Origin of the sequence: Enterococcus sp. DIV0236 (assembly GCF_050558525.1) — a bacterium.
GTDB classification, from domain to species: Bacteria; Bacillota; Bacilli; order Lactobacillales; family Enterococcaceae; genus Enterococcus; species Enterococcus faecalis.
Genome location: NZ_CP187891.1, coordinates 1,607,165 through 1,625,836, shown reverse-complemented (window position 1 = coordinate 1,625,836; position 18,672 = coordinate 1,607,165). Strand labels below are relative to the sequence as shown.

Genomic DNA, 18,672 nt, shown 5'->3' with positions numbered 1-18,672 from the left:
CAAGCAAAATTACTCTTTTGCTTGTTTTTTTGCTTCTTCTTTTTTTACTTCTTGTCGTTGTTTTGCCAGTTCTTCAAGAGGTACTTCTTTCTTTAATGGATCAACGGCGAAAGAATCGAAGAGTTTATCTAAGTCATTGGAACGTTCAAATTTTAATCCCATTTACTAAGCCTCCATTCCTTTTTTTATAGTGTAGCACGTTTTTTTTCATTTGGATAGCAACAGAAATGTAAGAATTCGTCATAGGTGCACCTGGTGTAATTTCTCGTAACTAAGACTTGCCAAACATGAAAAAACAAGCTATTCTTTAGTAAGAATTAGTTAGAAAGAAGGCACTTTATGAAAAATCCGTTAATCGGCGGTGTTCGTTTTTATCAACGATTTATTTCTCCAGGATTGCCTGCACGTTGTCGCTATTACCCAACGTGTTCACAATATATGATTGATGCAATTCATACACATGGAAGTGTCAAAGGAACAACGATGGGGGTAGCACGGATTTTACGATGTCATCCTTTTGTTAAAGGCGGCATTGACTATGTTCCGTTGAAATTTCGCTTGACGAAAAATCCTGATGAGACCTATCATGGACCGTATACGTATCGAAGAAATAAGAAAACAGAAGTAGAAAAGGATGGATAAATATGGCAATTTTAGCATTTGATCTTGGCGGTTCTTCCGTGAAATACGGCGTTTGGACAGGCAAAGAATTAACAAATCAAGGGAGCTTTCCAACACCTGGCTCTTGGGAAGAAATGAAAGCGCATTTATATTCGGTTTATGCAGACAAAAGAAATGAGTCGATTAGTGGTGTTGCTTTTAGTTCACCTGGAGTAGTTGACGAAAAAAGTCAACAGATTTTAGGGATTTCCGCCATTCCATATATTCATTATTTTAACATTTATGAAGAATTAGAAGCGTTGTTTGGGTTACCAGTGACTATCGAAAATGATGCGAATTGTGCTGGTTTAGCTGAGATATATGAAGGCGCGGCGAAAGGAAAAAAAGAAGTGCTTTTTGTCGTTATTGGGACAGGAATTGGCGGAGCGATTTTTCGCAATGGCGAATTGTACAAAGGCGCTCATTTATATGGAGGCGAGTTTGGACTGAACTTTTTAAGTAATGGCCAAACATTCAGTGAAATTGGCACAGCTGTCAAAATGGCTCAGCGCTATTGTGAACGAATTGGAGTCGAAAAACAGGCGGTGACAGGAGAAGAAGTTTTTGAACTGGCACAACGAGGGGATGAGATTGCTCGCGAAGAAGTCAATAATTTTTATGATTATTTAACACAAGGATTATTCGGATTACAGTTTTCTTATGATCCTGAAATGATTGTACTCGGAGGCGGTGTTTCTGCTAAAGAAGGCTTATTAGCAGAGATTAATCGCCGGATGCTAACGCATTTACAAACCTTTGAATTAAAAGATTTTGTTCCAGAAATCGTGACCTGCCATTATCAAAATGATGCCAACTTGATTGGCGCAGCCGCCAACTTTCAAGCAAAAACGAATTGGGAACTATAAAGAAACAGCCGATTGTTATTCTCTTCAATCGGCTGTTTCTTTATTTATTTGCCTTGTCATCAGTGTTTTCTTCTGCAGCAATCCGCGCTTGAACTTGTTGACGTAAAGCTTCTAGTTCTTTTTCTTTCTTTTCTAATTCAGCTAAATCTTCAGAAATTTCATGGGCTTCTTCTGCTGGCTTAGGTTGTAAAAAGACGTTTAAACCAATCGCTATAAAGGTCCCAATGAATGTATCCAACACACGTTCCATTGCATATTGAAAGGAATCGCTTTGCGGAATACTTAAAGAAATCATTAAAAGTGTCGCAGTTGCAGAAATGATCCCAGCATTGTTATTAATCCCATCAGAAACAACGATGACGATAATGACTAAAAGTGGTAGTAGCAGTAATTCTACTAAGTGTTGATTAGGAAAATAATCTTGTGCTAATACATAAAGCAAAGCTAAAAAGCCACCCAATGTGTTTCCAATAATGCGCGATTTTCCAAAAGACAAACTGGTATTTAAATCTTGTCTTAGCGAAAAAACAGCTGCTAAACAGGCAATCATAGGTGAGCCACGATGGAAAAATTGAAATAAAAGAATACACAGCATGACAGCAATTGCTGTTTTTAACGTTCGCATGCCTAAACGAAATCGACCCACTATCATAAATATTCGCTCCTAAATAACTTTTCTCTTTAATGATAACCGAAATAGAGGTAAAATTACTAGAGAAAAGTGAAGAATTATTATTTTTTAAGGGGAGTATGCATGAAAATTGGTTTACGAACAGTCAAGACAGCCATTAGCGCTGCATTAGCAATGATTATTGCGGAAAAACTGGGATTACTTTATGCCCCTTCGGCAGGGATTATTTCAGTTTTAAGTGTTACTAGCACGAAAAAAACATCTGTCATGACAGGAATTTATCGTTTGTTATCCTTAGCTTTAGCAACTATTTTAGCGTATATTTGTTTTACTTTTTTAGGTTTTACAGCGATTGCTTTTGGTATTTTTTTGTTATTATTTATTCCAGCAGCTGTGTATTTTCAATTATCTGATGGGATTGTTGTGAGTTCCGTTTTGGTAACTCATTATTTAGTCGAAAAAAATCTTTCTTGGGCGATTATTGGAAATGAGTTTTTATTAATGAGTATTGGTGTGGGACTAGCGTTATTAGCTAATTCCTATATGCCTGATACAGAAAAACGTTTAAGAGAAGACCAAGAAGTCATTGAAACAATGTTTCGTAAAATTTTAAGGGAAATGGCGCTACATTTAAACAACGCTGCAGGAGAGCGAAATTTGGTCATGCATTGTGCAGATTTAAAAACCTTTATTCGCACAGGCGAGACGTGGGCCAAAAATCATGCCGAGAATCAATTGCTGTCTACCAATACGTATTATTTAGAGTACTTTGCGATGAGAAAAATGCAAAGTAATATTCTAAAAAACATGTTGGAATTATTAGAAGATATTACTGTTGATGCGCAACAAGTTCGCTATATTCAACAATTATTGGAATATACGGCAGAAACATTTGCAGAGAATAATGATGGACAAGAAATTATGAATCGAATTAAGACCGTTTATGAAACCTATCGCACAAAACCATTGCCGCAAACAAGAAGTGAATTTGAAAATCGGGCGCGACTCTTTCAGTTTTTACAATTGTTTCAGTCATTCATTCAAGTCAAAGCGGACTTTGCCAAATTACAACTAGATAAATAAACAAAAAAGAAACCTTTTTAAACGGAGGTTTCTTTTTTTGTTCTCTTAAAAATTCAGGCAAGTTCTTTAGTATTCATTGAGAATGTGTTAAACTAATGAGAAAGAAAAATAAAAGGAATGACCGCAATGGATAATGCTCAAGTGAAGAGAAAACATTTCCGTTTTCCAGCATATGATGATGAACAGGGCGTAAAATTACCAACAGATAATGAACGTAACTTATTTCAAGATGATCTGATTGGTAAAGCAATGTCTGGTAGCAGAAGAACTGCAACATCTGCCGAAGATACTAGACAAAGCACACCATCCGTCCAACAACCAACAACGAATCAATCAACTACAAATAAACAAACACAACAATTAACAGCAGCACAACAAGAGCAATTAGCACGTCATCGTTCTAATTTGCCAGACTACACAAAACATGCTAGTAAAGCAACGAAAAATAAACAAGCAACGAAAAAAAATAATAGCCTTTTTGGGACGCCAAAAGGAAATGGCTGGACACAAACGTATAAAAAAAAAGAAGTCGTAGCGAAACCAAGTAGACCTGCCGCATCACCATTAGTGCAGAAAACGACACCTTCTTATTTTGTTCCTAAATATATCCCGGCTTCTGTGATTCCTGAGGAACAGGAACCTAGTTTTACTGAAGAAGAGTTGCTAAAAGCAATGAAAAAAGATCGGCGTTCATATGTCATTCTTGATGATGAACCAACGGCTTTTCAAGTGAAAGATACGGAAGAAGATCCAACGGTGCGGAAGTTTAATTTTCCAACCTCAGAACCTGAGATTCCTTTAACTAGACGACAATATCAACAAATCAAACCAGACTTAGAACGTTTTGGCGAAGATGCGTTGGATTTACGTTCGCGTTCCCGTTTGAATGCCGCAAAGAAAAATGCTAAAAGTCAAACTGCTTATGGGAAAAAATTAGCTAAAGCGAATGCTCAAGTGGAGCCGGAAGCACCTGTGACAGAAGAGAAGAAAAAGGGCATCTTGGATAAACCATTAAGTGGGATGCTAGAAGATTCAAGTTCTGTATTAGAAAACAGTAAATATTTTAGTTAAGAGATGAAACTTGCATGTGGATTTGAAACATGTAAGTTTTTTATTCTGTTTTAATAGTTGATTATTTTTTTGTTTTATACGATAATGAATCTCGTATGATTGAAAATTTTTTAAAAAAGGTATGTTTTATATAGTGACAGAGAAGAGGATTATAATGGGAAATCAAGAGAACAAATTATACCATTTTGTCGGAATTAAAGGTTCTGGCATGAGCTCATTAGCGTTGGTCTTACACCAAAAAGGCTACAACGTTCAAGGATCAGATGTAGAAGAGTATTTCTTTACACAACGGGATCTTGAAAAATCAGGTGTCCCTATTTTACCATTTAATGCAGATAATATTGATAAAGACATGATTGTTATTGCTGGAAATGCTTTTCCAGATACCCATGAGGAAATCGCCCGCGCCATCGAATTAGGCGCAGAAGTAATTCGTTACCACGATTTCATTGCTCGTTTTATCGAACCGTACACAAGCATTGCTGTAACAGGGTCACATGGGAAAACAAGTACGACTGGTTTGCTAGCACATGTATTAAGTGGTATCAATCCAACTAGTTATTTAATAGGGGATGGCACTGGCCACGGCGAACCAGATGCTGATTTCTTTGCATTTGAAGCGTGTGAATATCGCCGTCATTTCTTGGCCTATTCACCAGATTATGCGATTATGACGAATATCGATTTTGATCATCCAGATTACTACAAGAGCATTGAGGACGTTTTTTCAGCGTTCCAAACAATGGCTCATCAAGTCAAAAAAGGAATTTTTGCTTATGGTGATGATAAGTATCTTCGCCAGTTAGAATCAGAAGTGCCAGTTTATTATTATGGCGTCAGTGAAGAGGATGATATCCAAGCACGAAATATTCAACGAACAACGGAAGGCTCATCTTTTGATGTTTATCACAAGGATGATTTTGTAGGTCATTTTGTCTTACCAGCATTTGGCCATCACAATATCATGAATGCGCTAGGTGTGATTGCTGTGGCTTATTTTGAAAAACTTGATATGCAAAAAGTCGCAGAAGAAATGCTAAGTTTTAAAGGTGTAAAACGTCGTTTTAGCGAGAAAAAAGTCAGTGACATGATTATTGTTGATGATTATGCGCACCATCCAGCTGAAATTAAAGCAACGATTGATGGCGCCCGCCAAAAATATCCTGACAAAGAAATTATTGCTGTCTTCCAGCCACATACATTTACACGAACAATTGCCTTAATGGATGAATTTGCTGAAGCACTGGATTTGGCAGATGAAGTATTCTTATGTAATATTTTTGGCTCTGCGCGTGAAACACAAGGCGAGGTACGCATTGAAGATTTAGGCGAAAAAATTCAAAAAGGTGGACAAGTAATTACCGAAGATAATGTGTCGCCTTTACTAGATTTTGAAAATGCAGTGGTGGTCTTTATGGGTGCTGGCGACGTTCAGAAATTTGAACAAGCCTACGAAACATTACTAAGTAACACAACTAGAAACGTTTTATAAGAGAACATAAATAAAATCGGGACAGGGGTATCTGGCTTCAAAAAATAAGAAGCTGCTCCTGTTCCGTTGTTTTTTTTAGAATGCTAGCATGGTAGATAAGTTGGTTTTGTTTAAACATCCTTTAAAGACTACTTTTTAACTTGCCTTTTAAGTACATTTTGGTACAATTATCTTATCAATAACGGAGGTGTACTAATTTGAATATCGGAAAACCGAGAAAATTAGGCAAAACCATCGAAGATATCGAAGAGGGAGATTCGTTGTCCTTGACAGAGTCAATTGAAGACAAGGACTTATTACTTTACTTGGGCTTGACCAATGATGCGAATCCTTTATATATCCAACATGATTATGCCCAAAAAACAGAATATGAAAAACCAATCGTACCATCAATTATGCTGATGGGAATTATCACTAGTGCGATTTCAAAACATTTACCAGGACCAGGTTCACATGTTGTGAATTTCTCTGTGAACTTTGTGGAACCCGTTTTTCATTACGAAACATTGACTTTCCAATTAGAAGTAATCAAAGTCGACAAAATGAAAGATGTGATTACCATTTCAGTTGAGGCTGTTAATGAGCAAGAAAATCGCGTGTTAGATGCAGTGGTGATGGTTCAACCACCCCAAGTGACGATTGATGAACTAACAGAGAAAGAAGGGACTTTAACTTATGAATAATCAAGAGTATATCCAAACTGGCACAGGTTTGAATAAATTTTATGCCAAAATTTACGGATTTTTAGCGTTAGGAATTGGTATTAGCGCAATCATGGCTTATGCAATGACAACTGTCTTTTTACCCGTTCTAGCTACTTTATTCCAATCAAGCTTAGCTTTTTGGATGATTTGGCTTGTTGAAATTGGCTTAGTTTTATATCTAGGCGCAAAAGCACAGAAGAATCCAACCATTGCGATTGCAGGATTTGTTGCGTATGCATTATTAAATGGTGTCACTTTATCCGTGACGTTATTAATGTATACTGGTGGAACAGTGGCCGGCGCATTTTTAAGTGCAGCAGCTACCTTTGGCGCGATGTCATTAGTAGGTGTCTTTACGAAGAAAGACCTATCAGCAGTTGGTCATGCCGCTTATAGTGCCTTAATCGGAATCATCATTGCGATGTTGCTAAATATGTTCCTTTTACACAGTAATGCTGTAGAATTCTTTATTTCCATTTTAATGGTCCTAATTTTCTCAGGGATTACTGCTTATGATAACCAACGTATTCGCCAAGTCTATGCGCAAACAGGTGATCAAGCAGGTACTGGGATGGCCGTTTTCTTCGCATTACAATTATACCTTGACTTCATCAACTTATTCTTAGCTTTCTTAAGAATTTTTGGTAAAAACAACTAACATGAACGTAAAAGAGGTCGGGACAGAAGCGTTTAACTCCGAGAAATAAGAAGGAATTTCCGAAAATTGTTCTTTAATTTTTGGATAATTCCGGCTTATTTCCGAAGGAGTTGCTTCTGTTCCCGCCGTTTATCAGTTTTTGAGCGTGGAGCAAAAATCCAAAGTGATTTTTGTCCCACGCTCTTTTTTTAACCCATTCCAATAGCGAAATTCAACAGTTTATCGGAGTATGTTGGATTTTCTAAATCGGTTTTCATTGTTTCGTTCAGTAGACTGAGTTGATCGGTAATGATGCCATCGACGCCATAAAAAATCATTCGCGTCATAACATCTTCATCATTTGCTGTCCAAGCATAAACCTTTTTCCCGTCATGATGAGCGGCATTTACAAAGTTACGATTCATTGTACTGTATTCCATAGTAAAAAAGTCAACTGGCATTTTAGGCGGTCCCACAATGTTGAAAGGAATAACGTAGCCTACATAAAAGCGTGGTTCTTCTTTCTTTAAGGCCATCGCCGTATCATAGGTCAAGGTATGAAGGATATGACCGTTTTCTAAAATATTTTCGCGGTATTGTTTGACAAAGCGCTGTACTAAATCAGGGCTATCCTGAGGCGTGGTTTTGATTTCAATTAATAAACGTTGTTTTAATTGATTGGCTTTGGCTAAATAATCATCAAAAGAAACCATTTTAGCAGTTTGACCATTTTCTGTGACATTCATGTTCGTTAATTCTTTAAGTGTTAATTGATTTGGTCGTTTATTAACACCCGTTAACGCCCGTAAATTAAAATCGTGCATGACAATAAATTGATGGTCTTTGGTTTCTTGAATATCCATTTCAACATAATCAGGTTTTGCCTTATTGGTCTCGATTAAAGAGTCCAAGGTGTTTTGAACGCCATTGTTACCATTAACACCACGATGGGAGATGGTAACCGGTTTTCGGTCAGGTGTATGACTTAAGTAATTCGTATTATAGGTGCCTACACCAATTCCGAAGATGATTGCAATCAAACAAAAAAGAACGACTCTGAAGGTGGTCCATTCTACCCGAACCTCTGATTTCGGGGTGAACCATTCTGGCGTGTCAGGCAAAATCCCTTCATCCTCCATATCATCAACAATAATGTAAAAAATAGCAACACTAGACAACACCAAGTTTAAGAGCATCATAACCTGAAGGAGTGTCATAGCGATGACAGCGCTAGGTAAAGACCACTCAGGTTTAAACGTTTCGACTGCGGTTTGACCTAAAAATATCAAGAAATAGCCAGCCGTAAAAATCCCTAAAACAGTTCCACCAATGATAATAAATTGTCCTAAAATCTGGAAAAAGCGCCGCTTTGTAATTTGCCAACTACGTTTTAAAGACTCACGAAAACCAACATCACGTAAAATCAACTCTGGAAGGGCAAAAGCAAGTCGAATCGCTAAATATAAGATAATCAGTTCTAACAATACGAAACCAATAATAATAATGACGCGATTTGCAAAAATAAAATCTAAGATAAAGGCTGGAATCTTAACTCTTGTTAATAAATAAGAGCGGAAGGTTAACCCACTTAATGGTAAAATCAAAAAGAAATATGCCAGGAAAAACAGAAAGGTAATTCCTCGAACTTTTTTGATCTGAAGCAAGGTGCCGTGCAATAATTGCGTTAGAGTAATTGGTTGCTTTTTCTTAATAAAATAGACACTAAGCAATAAAAAGGTAAATTCAAAAAAGAGCGCCAGTAAAATTAACAGCCCAATTAGTAGAAAAGTCAAAAGGACATAGGGATGTTGCGTAGCAATTGCCCCTAAGTTATCGTAGGAAATATAATCAATCCCACCTTCTTTGAGTACCAATTTGGACAAACTTGTCAATAAAGGCAATAGAACGAATAACATAAATCCGTGCATCAAGAGCACATCGCGAAAATACGCCGTTGTCCCTTTAAGAAAATCTAGCGTATTCACAATACTATTTTTAAAATAACTAAACATCAAAAGTCCCCCAGTTTCTACCAAAATTCCATAATAAAAGGACTAAATCAAACTGACACAGGCAGAGTTTTGATTTAGTCCGTTCGCTTTTTTATTTATTTTACATTCCCAGTAAGCTAGTTAAAAATGTACCGCCATAAATTAACGCAAGACTATATAAATAGATAGAAGCAGGTTTTGCTAATAGAATAATCAGAGTAAATTTTTTCACAGACATTTTTGTTAAACCGGCCATTAAACAAAGCGCATCATCCGGTGCAATCGGGAAGAAAATTGCTAAAGCAAACAATCGTTCAAAACGTTTTTCATTGTCTAACCAACCGATATACTTGTTATATGTTTTATCACTGACAAGGCTCATAATGAATGGTTTCCCATAATTACGACCTAATAAGAAAATGATAATAGAGCCAAGTGCAATACCAACGTAATTATAGACGAAGCCCATTGTTGGCCCGAAAATCAAGACCCCTGCAGCACAGCTAACACCACCAGGAATAATCGGAATAACCACTTGAATAATCTGAATTAACATGAAAATAATCGGACCGAGAATGACAGATTGCCCTACTAGTCCTCTTAGTGCATTGATGTCCTTGAAGACACCTAATCGGATAAAATAGATGGTTGCAATTATGGTTGCAACAATGCCCAAAATGGAAATAATATTAACAATTTTTCTAGATAGGGTAACACTCACATTTCTCATCTCCTTTAGTTATACTCATCGTACTTTTAGTATATAACTTTTTATCAATAAAAAACATCGTTTGTTCTTTCTGCAAACGAACAAAGTTGTAAGATACACATCATTTGATAAGTTTATTATACAAAAAAAGAGACAGAAAAGACATCCTACTTAAGACCCATTCTGCACTGATCTTTCGAAAGAGAGTTAAAGAAACGAAAGTGGAGCATCTTTTAGTAATATTATAGAGGGGCAAAGAGTGAAATTAAATTTGCATCCACGTCTTTAATGATTGCGTATCGTTGGCCCCAAGGTGCATTCCAAGGTTCTTTAAAAACAATGTAACCAGCTTGGCTCATTTTTTTCACGGTGTTATCAACTTCTGCGGCCGTTTCACAAAGAAAAGCAAGTTCGATTTTATCGCCTTGCTGACTAGGCGCAAACCCATAGACACCAGTAATCATTTGTAGTGAATTTAAAGAAATCCTGACGCCATTGTTTTGTAATTCTGTGTAATCAGGCGAAGCTTCTCCCAGCACGTTAAAACCTAGCGTTTGGTAAAAAGAGAGTGCTTGTGTCATATCGTTGACGATAATACCGACCATATCTAACTTCATCCTCATAACCTCCGATCTATGATAAAATAAGTGTAAGGGATTTTTTGGTAAAAACCAAACGATTTATAGCGAAAGTGCTTAAAAAATTAGAATGTAACAGTTTACAACGAAGAATAAGAAGACTATAATTATGTTAACTAGTTTTAGGTGTACCTAAAAGTGAAATGTGTGAACAAGATAGATTGAGGGATGTTGGATGAAAGAAAAGAAAACGGAAAAAATGCTTAATTATGCAAATGGACCTAGTTTAGAAGAGATAAATAATACCGTCGAGGTACCTAAAAACGCTAGCTTTTGGCGAACTTTGCTAGCCTATAGCGGACCTGGCGCTTTAGTGGCTGTTGGTTATATGGATCCAGGAAATTGGATTACGTCAATTGCTGGCGGAGCGGAATATAAGTACACGTTACTTAGTGTGATTTTACTTTCTAGTTTAGTTGCCATGTTACTACAAAGTATGGCTGCGCGCTTAGGAATCGTGACAGGAATGGATTTAGCCCAAGCGACTAGAGAGCATACAAGTAAACGAACGGGCGTTGCCTTGTGGGTGGTGACGGAGTTAGCCATAATGGCTACAGATATCGCTGAGGTAATTGGTGGTGCAGTTGCTTTGCAATTATTATTTGGTTTTCCATTATTAATTGGTGTGTTAATAACAACGTTTGATGTTTTATTACTGTTGCTACTGACAAAGTTAGGCTTTCGCAAAATCGAAGCAATTGTTTCTTGTTTAATTGCAGTTATCTTTTTTGTTTTTGCTTATGAAGTGGCATTAGCAGATCCAAATATTGGTGAAGTGTTACGAGGTTTTATTCCAGACACAAAAATAGCGACAGATAAATCCATGTTATTTTTAGCCTTGGGGATCGTTGGAGCGACAGTCATGCCCCATAACTTATATTTGCATTCTTCCATTGCGCAAGCACGGAAATTTGATCGTAACGATGATGCTGAGAAAGCCAAAGCAATTCGTTTCACTACTTGGGATTCAAATATTCAATTAACTGTCGCTTTTGTCGTAAATTGTTTGTTGTTAATTTTAGGAGGAGCATTATTTTATGGAACCAACAGTGAATTAGGTAAATTTGTTGATTTATTTGATGCTCTGAAAAATCCAGATATTGTTGGTAATATTGCTAGCCCAGTGTTAAGTATTCTTTTTGCAATTGCTTTACTGGCTTCGGGTCAAAATTCAACGATTACAGGTACGCTGTCAGGACAAATTGTAATGGAAGGCTTTATCCATTTAAAAATGCCGTTGTGGGCACGACGAGTGTTAACTCGTTTGTTAGCAATTGTGCCAGTTATTATCTGTGTCATTATTTATGGCGGTAGCGAAACGGCTGTTGAAGACTTGTTACTTTATACGCAAGTTTTCCTAAGTATTGCTTTGCCAGTGTCGATTATTCCTTTAACGATGTATACAAGTGATAAAAAATTAATGGGCCAATTTGCGAATCCAGCGTGGGTGAAATTTTTAGCTTGGATTATTGCAATTGCCTTGACGTTATTAAATTTATTTTTAATTTATGGTACATTAACTGGTTTAACGAATTAATAAAAACAAAGGCTGACTAGAAAAGTTGGCCTTTGTTTTTTCATAGAATTTGCGCGTAAGAAATGGTAGAATAGGAAAGATGAAATACAAGGAAGAGAGGCTTTCACGTGACAGATTATTTAAATGTAGGAAAAATTGTGAACACACAAGGAATCAAAGGAGAAGTTCGGGTCATTTCGAAAACGGATTTTCCAGAAGAACGTTATCAAAAAGGGGCAACGTTACTGCTATTTCAAGAGAAAAAAGCACCAATTGAATTGGTCGTGAAGTCCCACCGCAAGCATAAGAATTTTGACATTTTAAGCTTTGAAGGACATCCAAATATCAATGATGTTGAAAAATATCGTGACGGTATTTTAAAAGTTGCAAAAGACAATCTCGCTGAATTGGCAGAGGACGAATTTTATTATCACCAAATCATTGGTGCCACTGTTTATGATGAAACCGGTAGTGAACTGGGAAAAATTAAAGAAATTTTATCTCCTGGTGCGAATGATGTGTGGGTCGTCCAACGACCAAAGAAAAAAGATTTACTTTTACCGTATATTGAAGGCGTTGTTACAAAAGTCGATGTCGAAAATCAACGGATTGATGTGGACATTCCAGAAGGATTGATTGACGATGAGAATTGATGTATTAACTCTTTTTCCTAGAATGTTTGAAGGACCAATGGGGGAATCAATTATTGGGAAAGCTCGGGAAAAGCAGTTATTAGAATTGAATGTCTCTAATTTTCGCGATTTTTCAGATAACAAACACCAAACGGTCGATGATTATCCGTATGGCGGTGGCGCGGGGATGCTTTTAAAAGTACAACCGATCTATGATAACCTAAAAGCAATTGAAGAAGAGACAAACCAGCAGCCAAAACGGGTCATCTTATTAGATCCAGCAGGAAAACCGTTTAATCAGAAAATGGCCGAGGAATTTTCACAAGAAGAACATTTAGTTTTTATTTGTGGACATTATGAAGGCTATGATGAGCGAATTCGCACGATGGTTACAGATGAAGTTTCATTGGGGGATTACGTTTTAACAGGGGGCGAATTAGGCGCAATGGTCATGATTGATGCGACAGTCCGTTTATTACCTGATGTCTTAGGTAACAATCTTTCTGCACAAACGGATTCACATTCCACTGGCCTATTAGAGCATCCACAATATACCAGACCTGCTATTTTCAACGATATGGAAGTCCCTGCCGTGCTAACGAATGGTAACCATAAATTAATTGCAGAATGGCAACTAAAAGAATCATTACGACGGACCTTTTTGCGTCGACCTGACATGTTGGAATCAGTAGAAATGACGCCTGAAATGTTGAAGTTATTAGAGGAAATTAAACAAGAAGAGCAAAAATAAGGGAACTTTCAAGAAAATTCTCTTTACAGCTTATTTTGTCTGTGGTAAACTAATTTGGTGAGTGCAATGCGCTCTAACTATTACAATATTCCGCTGTGGCAGAAGTGACCATAAGAATATTTGGGAATAAGGAGAAGGATAAAATGAATCCATTAATTCAAGAATTAACACAAGAACAATTACGTACGGATATTCCTGCGTTCCGCCCTGGTGACACTGTTCGCGTTCATGCGAAAGTAGTCGAAGGTACTCGTGAACGTATCCAGTTATTCGAAGGTGTTGTAATTAAACGCCGTGGTGCTGGAATCAGCGAAACTTACACAGTACGTAAAGTTTCAAATGGTGTTGGTGTGGAACGTACATTCCCATTACACACACCACGTGTTGCTCAAATTGAAGTGGTTCGCTACGGTAAAGTACGTCGTGCAAAACTTTACTACTTACGCGCATTACACGGAAAAGCAGCTCGTATCAAAGAAATCCGTCGTTAATCTTTACTATTCGACAAACGAACACCCTCTTGCTCAGCAAGAGGGTGTTTTTGTGTGTAATTAAGTAGAAAATCAACATTGACTTTTTTTGAAGTCGCATAAGTGTGAAAAGTCCTTGTCTAACAAGGACTTTTTGCTTTTCTCAAGATCAAAATTTTGGACAATGATTCAAAAATTTCCTCAAATTGTCCTAGCTTTTCTCAATTTGATGATTAAGGTGGTCAAAAGAGTGTCAAATAGCAGAGAAAAATTGACGGCAGAAGTCATCCGAAAAATATCAAAATGTTGACCGAATTTTGCAGTTTTGAGCCAAGGCTTGCAAAAAAGAGCGGGCTTTTGAGAAAATACCAAAACAATTACCTTTTACGAAAAAGGGATTGTGTCACACTGTTCCAAATAGTTATTTAGAGGTACATTATGAAAAAGTAGATAGAAGGGGCATTCTGGAAAATATGAACGAGCTTTAATTACTTCTTAAAATTAGTCAATTTATCGAAGAAAATAGCATAAAAACATGTAGTCAATATCAAGAAAAATTAAACGAGTTTCCCAAAGAAGTTCCCAGTGTCTGGTTTATTATTCAAAGATATGGCTCTTGGAATAACTTATTAAGAAAAATTGATAGGAAAGAAAATCAACATTATCAATGGAATCACCATTCAGATGAAGAGCTTATTGACATCGCACGTTCATTTATCGAGAAAGAACAAATACGTTCACAAACTGCTTCATTAAAAGCGAAAGATTTAGTTTTGAAAAAGAATGGTTCCGTTTCACGTTTTTTTTGTTCGAATTCTTGACATAGAATCGAAAAAAATCAATTAAAGAAACTGTACCATGAAAGTAAAAAAGAAAGAATCAAAAAAAGCGAAAATGGAACTTGCGTTAGAAGAAGTCTTGTGTGGCTTTCCGAGAAAAACAGCTATTGATTCAATTATAAAGAATAAGATGATTCAAGAAGATACAAGTGAATGCAAAAAAAAAGGAAAGTTCCCAGATTATTAACGATATAGGGAGAAATATAGTGTATTTAAGGAATTTGAGTGACGGTAAATAGTTGATGAATATATACTTTTTTAGTAGAAGAAAACTACTAATAGGAGGTATAATATTGAAAAAGAGAATATGTATTACTACTGGGGTTGCAATGTTATTAGGATTATCACCGATATTAACAACAGGGGCTACAGTATACGCAAATGAAGAGAGTAACTATGTACAAGTAAATTCTACAACAAAAGAGTTAGAGCAACGGATGGAGGCGCTAGCCAATCAATACAAAGGAGTTTCTCTATTTGAAACCGAATTCAATAAAGAAAATATGACTCCTGTTCAATTAGAATTATATAACAAAGTTTTAGATCTACAATATGATATTGCTTTACAAAATGGAAGTACAAATGGGATGTCTAGAGAGCAATATAAACAATATCTATCAAACGCTATGCAAGGTTTTATAATACAACCTAGAAATGCTGGACATGGTTTGATTTCTGTTGACGTCTTAGGAACAGTTTTAGATACTGCGCTTAATGTTGTATTAATTATCGGAGGTTTTGGGTCAGTGTCTGCAATGGTTAAAGCATTGGGTCAAGAAGGTGCAAAGAAATTTGTAAAGAAAGAAATGATTCCAGTAATTATTAAAGAAAGCGAGAAGCTAGGAATAAAAGGCGCGAAAAACTATTTACAAGATAAAGCAGTTGGATTAATTATTAGTGCGATTCTAAGTCCTGGAAAGCAGGCTGCAAAATTATTAGATTCTATTGACAAAATACCCAATAATGGCTACATTGAATTAACTTAATAGAGTTTACGAAAGGATTGAAAAAGATGTACCTTGTAATAGGGTTAATCCTAATAATCTTTATAGTCTCAGTTTTTATCGCTACTATAGGGATTTTGAATGAAAAAATAAAGAATAAATTCTACTTATTTGTTAAATTTTCGTTTAATATTTCTATTGCTTGTATTTTTTTAGGTGGTATATCTTTTCTTTATGCTTACTTTGTTTTTGACGAGTTTAAAAATTTTAAAATTATCTTGATATCCATATTTTTATTTGCAATCTCTTACAAAGGTTATATGGATAAAAAAAATATTTTCCATGAAGATGTATGATACTAGACTTAATTAGTAAGAAGGAGACATATTGATGGTTCAACTAATTTCTATTATTCTTGCGTTTTTGATTATATACACTTTATTTAAAACAAGAGAAACAAGTAGTTCTTCAAGAAAATTAAGAATGTTAGTGTACACTTTTTTTGGGATAATTTTTCTATTAGGTTTAGTAAGTGTCGTACTAGGAACCTATGGGCTGCTGAATTCTTATAACATTAGTGGAAATTGGCGTATAAATATGTCCTCTATTTTAGTTGTGTTGGCTGGATTTTTACTAGTTGTACTTTCTTATGTTGGTATTTCAAAATTTAAAATGAATTGTTAGGTGAATTAAATGAAGAAAGTTATCTCTACCATTTTACTAGTAATCCTTTTTGTGGGATCAGGTTATGTGGTAAACGCTGCTCCTGAAATGAAGAGTTTGGCTAATTTCGAAACGAATGATCAACATTATGATTTACAAGGAATAGAGCATTCTTTTGCTAAAGTGTTGAACTTTAAAACAAATAGAAAAGATATTACAGCAAAAACGATACTAAAATTTGTATATCCAAAAAAGACAGACAAAGAATTTAATAATGCTTCTGTGTCTATTAAAGATTGCATTCGCTATGCCACTTCTATTGGGGTAAATATGGAATGGCTTGATGCAACGAAGAATGAACTTAATTTCAACCAAGTGAAGAGTGAGCTTGATAAAGATCATCCAGTATTACTATGTTATAAACCAAACAAAACCGATTGGATGGAACCTTATTTATTAGCTGTAGCGCATGGATACGTATACGTTGCTCCAGATGGTGAAAATATTAAAGAACCATTTATGAGTACAAGTATCTGGATGTCGAACTATATCTATCCTTCTAGCCTGACTACGTTGACGAATAAAAATAAGTTAACTGTTACGGATTTTTCAGTGAATAATACACCGCAAAAAGATTATACCTTTATAGGTATGATTATTCTTAAGTAAGAGAGGTTGAAAGGACCGTGAAAAAATACATTTTAGGGATAGGCTTGTTTTTAACAAGCCTTTTGTTTGGAATTAATGCTTCAGCAATGGATGGTGATAATACTCCACTGTTCATTCAAACAAAAGAAGTACCTTCAGAATTGAGGATGTATGCACAGCAAGATTGGCAATTTTATTTTGAGAACTTGTCTGTAGTGGAAAATACAGAACCTTTAAGTACAGATGATTTTTATTTGGGGCAGCCATTTACTTTAACTAATGAAACAGATACTCAAACAGCCTATTTTCCTATTATCGATAAAGAATCTGGGCTTATTCATGATTTATTAGAAGTTTCTTTAATGAACAATACGCCATCGCTAACGATTTCTAGTCAGTTTGTTGAGCTGTTAAATAGACTAACACCTACAGCAGAAGGTACCAGCTTTTCTTTGAACCTTGATAGCGAGAGCCACCAACTTCTGTCTGCAGAAGAACCAACTCGTGAACAAGCAGTTGATATTAAGCAATCGGTAGACAACTTTAATAGAAAGAAACGTTCTGTACCTGATGATACGGTTCCAGAGTATAATCGAAATATTATCCCTAATTGGATGATTACAGAAACGCAAGGATTAGAACCATGGTGTGCATTTTATACGTTATCTACAATGATTAATTCGATTGAAGGGAAAGCCATAACCAATGCAAAAACGCTCATCAAAAAAGCTTTTCGTACTGCCTCAGAAGCAGAATTAGTAGATGGGAAGTATATTACAAGTAAACCTTTTGCACATACCGTTCAAACTATGCAAAAGGAATATGGTTATACTTTGGATATAAAAAATAGTCGATTGACACCAGCGGAAGTTCAAACACAAATTGATAAAAAGGCTCCAGTGTATGTTCATTTAGACAACGTTACTCAGAATTATAATCCTGCAAAATCACATGGAGTTACTGTCATCGGTTATATTATAGCCAAAAATAATACGTTAGATTCTTATTACTACTTTTGGAATCCTTGGTGGCAAAAAGTGATGTTAACTAATCAAAAAGATATGAGTAACTGGAAATTAAATGATAATGTTTATTCATGGAAGTATTCTGGTATTAATTTTAGAAAAGAACCAATAAATTATGCAATGAAAGGTAAAATTGCTACTTTATTATCAAGAGCTACTTACTATCAAACTGGAGAAAAAATTCCTACTGATTTAAGAAATAAAGAGTACATTATCAAGGATGTAAAAAGCATTTCACAATCGAGTTCTAAGGTAGCTTATTATTTAGAGGGGATAAATAAGTGGGTATTAGAGCAGGATGTAAAAGAGTTTCCTACGCCACTGCTTAATAAAAAAGTAACTTTATTATCAAAAGCTAGTCAATATCAAACTGGAGAAGCAATTCCAACTAATGTAAGAAATAAACAATATACCGCTCTAAAAGTGAAACCTTTTAGACGCTCTAATTCAAAATTAGCCTATTTTCTTTCAGGAATTAACAAATGGGTATTAGAACAAGACATTCGGTAGTCATGCATGTCAGAAGTAATTCTCAATTTCAAAAGAGTGTGTTTTTAGATAATAAAAATCAGTAAGAAAAATTTTAGTAATGGTTCTCCCCTAAGTAACTGTCTCTATTATATATTTAATTCAGTTTAATGTTTAAAAGGAACTGGCGAAGAACAAAAGAAAACACAATTCTAAGAAGTTTGCGTTCTTTTA

At 35.7% G+C, this 18,672-nt stretch carries 20 protein-coding genes; 15 read left to right on the top strand and 5 right to left on the bottom strand.

Annotated elements, in window-relative coordinates; all coding sequences use genetic code 11:
- Positions 1-9 precede the first annotated feature (9 nt).
- Complete coding sequence (locus IGK27_RS07965; protein WP_002357156.1) at positions 10-162, bottom strand: SPJ_0845 family protein; 153 nt, start codon at positions 160-162, stop codon at positions 10-12.
- Between the two features lie 177 nt (positions 163-339).
- Here IGK27_RS07965 and yidD point away from each other — a divergent pair, with 177 nt between their 5' ends.
- Positions 340-642, top strand: a complete 303-nt coding sequence (gene yidD, locus IGK27_RS07960) for a membrane protein insertion efficiency factor YidD (RefSeq protein WP_002357157.1) — start codon at positions 340-342, stop codon at positions 640-642.
- A 2-nt stretch (positions 643-644) separates the two neighbouring features.
- Positions 645-1,526: an ROK family protein gene (locus IGK27_RS07955; RefSeq protein ID WP_430596409.1), complete on the top strand. Its 882-nt coding sequence runs from the start codon at positions 645-647 to the stop codon at positions 1,524-1,526.
- A gap of 40 nt (positions 1,527-1,566) precedes the next feature.
- Here IGK27_RS07955 and IGK27_RS07950 read toward each other — a convergent pair whose 3' ends face one another.
- Entirely contained in the window at positions 1,567-2,178 is a 612-nt protein-coding gene (locus IGK27_RS07950; RefSeq protein WP_002365791.1) for an FUSC family protein, read from the bottom strand.
- 102 nt (positions 2,179-2,280) lie between these two features.
- On the opposite strand from IGK27_RS07950, the gene IGK27_RS07945 reads away from it, so the two are divergent.
- From IGK27_RS07945 to IGK27_RS07925, 5 genes are all read left to right on the top strand, one after another.
- Complete coding sequence (locus IGK27_RS07945; protein WP_002360063.1) at positions 2,281-3,240, top strand: aromatic acid exporter family protein; 960 nt, start codon at positions 2,281-2,283, stop codon at positions 3,238-3,240.
- Between the two features lie 117 nt (positions 3,241-3,357).
- Entirely contained in the window at positions 3,358-4,311 is a 954-nt protein-coding gene (locus IGK27_RS07940) for a hypothetical protein (RefSeq protein WP_033626471.1), read from the top strand.
- A 154-nt stretch (positions 4,312-4,465) separates the two neighbouring features.
- The gene (murC, locus tag IGK27_RS07935) at positions 4,466-5,803 is read left to right on the top strand and encodes a UDP-N-acetylmuramate--L-alanine ligase (protein WP_002357163.1); all 1,338 of its coding nucleotides are present in this window, start codon (positions 4,466-4,468) and stop codon (positions 5,801-5,803) included.
- 197 nt (positions 5,804-6,000) lie between these two features.
- Positions 6,001-6,486: a MaoC/PaaZ C-terminal domain-containing protein gene (locus IGK27_RS07930; RefSeq protein WP_002357164.1), complete on the top strand. Its 486-nt coding sequence runs from the start codon at positions 6,001-6,003 to the stop codon at positions 6,484-6,486.
- A complete protein-coding gene (locus IGK27_RS07925; RefSeq protein WP_002357165.1) occupies positions 6,479-7,165 on the top strand; it encodes a Bax inhibitor-1/YccA family protein in 687 nt (228 codons plus the stop codon). Before IGK27_RS07930 ends, IGK27_RS07925 begins: the two co-directional genes overlap by 8 nt.
- 188 nt (positions 7,166-7,353) lie before the next feature.
- Here IGK27_RS07925 and IGK27_RS07920 read toward each other — a convergent pair whose 3' ends face one another.
- The 3 genes from IGK27_RS07920 to IGK27_RS07910 all read right to left on the bottom strand — a co-directional run bounded on the left by IGK27_RS07920 (position 7,354) and on the right by IGK27_RS07910 (position 10,461).
- The gene (locus tag IGK27_RS07920) at positions 7,354-9,156 is read right to left on the bottom strand and encodes a glycerophosphoryl diester phosphodiesterase membrane domain-containing protein (protein WP_002364138.1); all 1,803 of its coding nucleotides are present in this window, start codon (positions 9,154-9,156) and stop codon (positions 7,354-7,356) included.
- 100 nt (positions 9,157-9,256) lie between these two features.
- Positions 9,257-9,865 carry a TVP38/TMEM64 family protein gene (locus IGK27_RS07915; RefSeq protein ID WP_002383106.1) on the bottom strand — a complete coding sequence of 203 codons (609 nt, stop codon included), beginning with the start codon at positions 9,863-9,865 and terminating at the stop codon, positions 9,257-9,259.
- 221 nt (positions 9,866-10,086) lie between these two features.
- Positions 10,087-10,461, bottom strand: a complete 375-nt coding sequence (locus IGK27_RS07910) for a VOC family protein (protein WP_002381774.1) — start codon at positions 10,459-10,461, stop codon at positions 10,087-10,089.
- Positions 10,462-10,657: 196 nt separating this feature from the next.
- Here IGK27_RS07910 and IGK27_RS07905 point away from each other — a divergent pair, with 196 nt between their 5' ends.
- The 8 genes from IGK27_RS07905 (at position 10,658) to IGK27_RS07870 (ending at position 18,480) form a co-directional block, all read left to right on the top strand.
- The gene (locus tag IGK27_RS07905; RefSeq protein ID WP_002357171.1) at positions 10,658-12,019 is read left to right on the top strand and encodes an Nramp family divalent metal transporter; all 1,362 of its coding nucleotides are present in this window, start codon (positions 10,658-10,660) and stop codon (positions 12,017-12,019) included.
- Between the two features lie 107 nt (positions 12,020-12,126).
- Positions 12,127-12,651 carry a ribosome maturation factor RimM gene (gene rimM / locus IGK27_RS07900; RefSeq protein WP_002360070.1) on the top strand — a complete coding sequence of 175 codons (525 nt, stop codon included), beginning with the start codon at positions 12,127-12,129 and terminating at the stop codon, positions 12,649-12,651.
- Positions 12,641-13,381: a tRNA (guanosine(37)-N1)-methyltransferase TrmD gene (gene trmD, locus IGK27_RS07895; RefSeq protein ID WP_002381776.1), complete on the top strand. Its 741-nt coding sequence runs from the start codon at positions 12,641-12,643 to the stop codon at positions 13,379-13,381. Before rimM ends, trmD begins: the two co-directional genes overlap by 11 nt.
- A gap of 143 nt (positions 13,382-13,524) precedes the next feature.
- The gene (gene rplS, locus IGK27_RS07890) at positions 13,525-13,872 is read left to right on the top strand and encodes a 50S ribosomal protein L19 (protein ID WP_002357176.1); all 348 of its coding nucleotides are present in this window, start codon (positions 13,525-13,527) and stop codon (positions 13,870-13,872) included.
- Between the two features lie 837 nt (positions 13,873-14,709).
- Positions 14,710-14,877, top strand: a complete 168-nt coding sequence (locus IGK27_RS07885; RefSeq protein ID WP_016622362.1) for a hypothetical protein — start codon at positions 14,710-14,712, stop codon at positions 14,875-14,877.
- 106 nt (positions 14,878-14,983) lie between these two features.
- The gene (locus IGK27_RS07880; RefSeq protein WP_002391270.1) at positions 14,984-15,676 is read left to right on the top strand and encodes a hypothetical protein; all 693 of its coding nucleotides are present in this window, start codon (positions 14,984-14,986) and stop codon (positions 15,674-15,676) included.
- Between the two features lie 651 nt (positions 15,677-16,327).
- A complete protein-coding gene (locus IGK27_RS07875) occupies positions 16,328-16,966 on the top strand; it encodes a C47 family peptidase (protein ID WP_002371966.1) in 639 nt (212 codons plus the stop codon).
- A 17-nt stretch (positions 16,967-16,983) separates the two neighbouring features.
- Positions 16,984-18,480 (top strand): C47 family peptidase, encoded by a 1,497-nt coding sequence (locus IGK27_RS07870; protein ID WP_002371964.1) that lies wholly within the window; start codon positions 16,984-16,986, stop codon positions 18,478-18,480.
- Positions 18,481-18,672 lie beyond the last annotated feature (192 nt).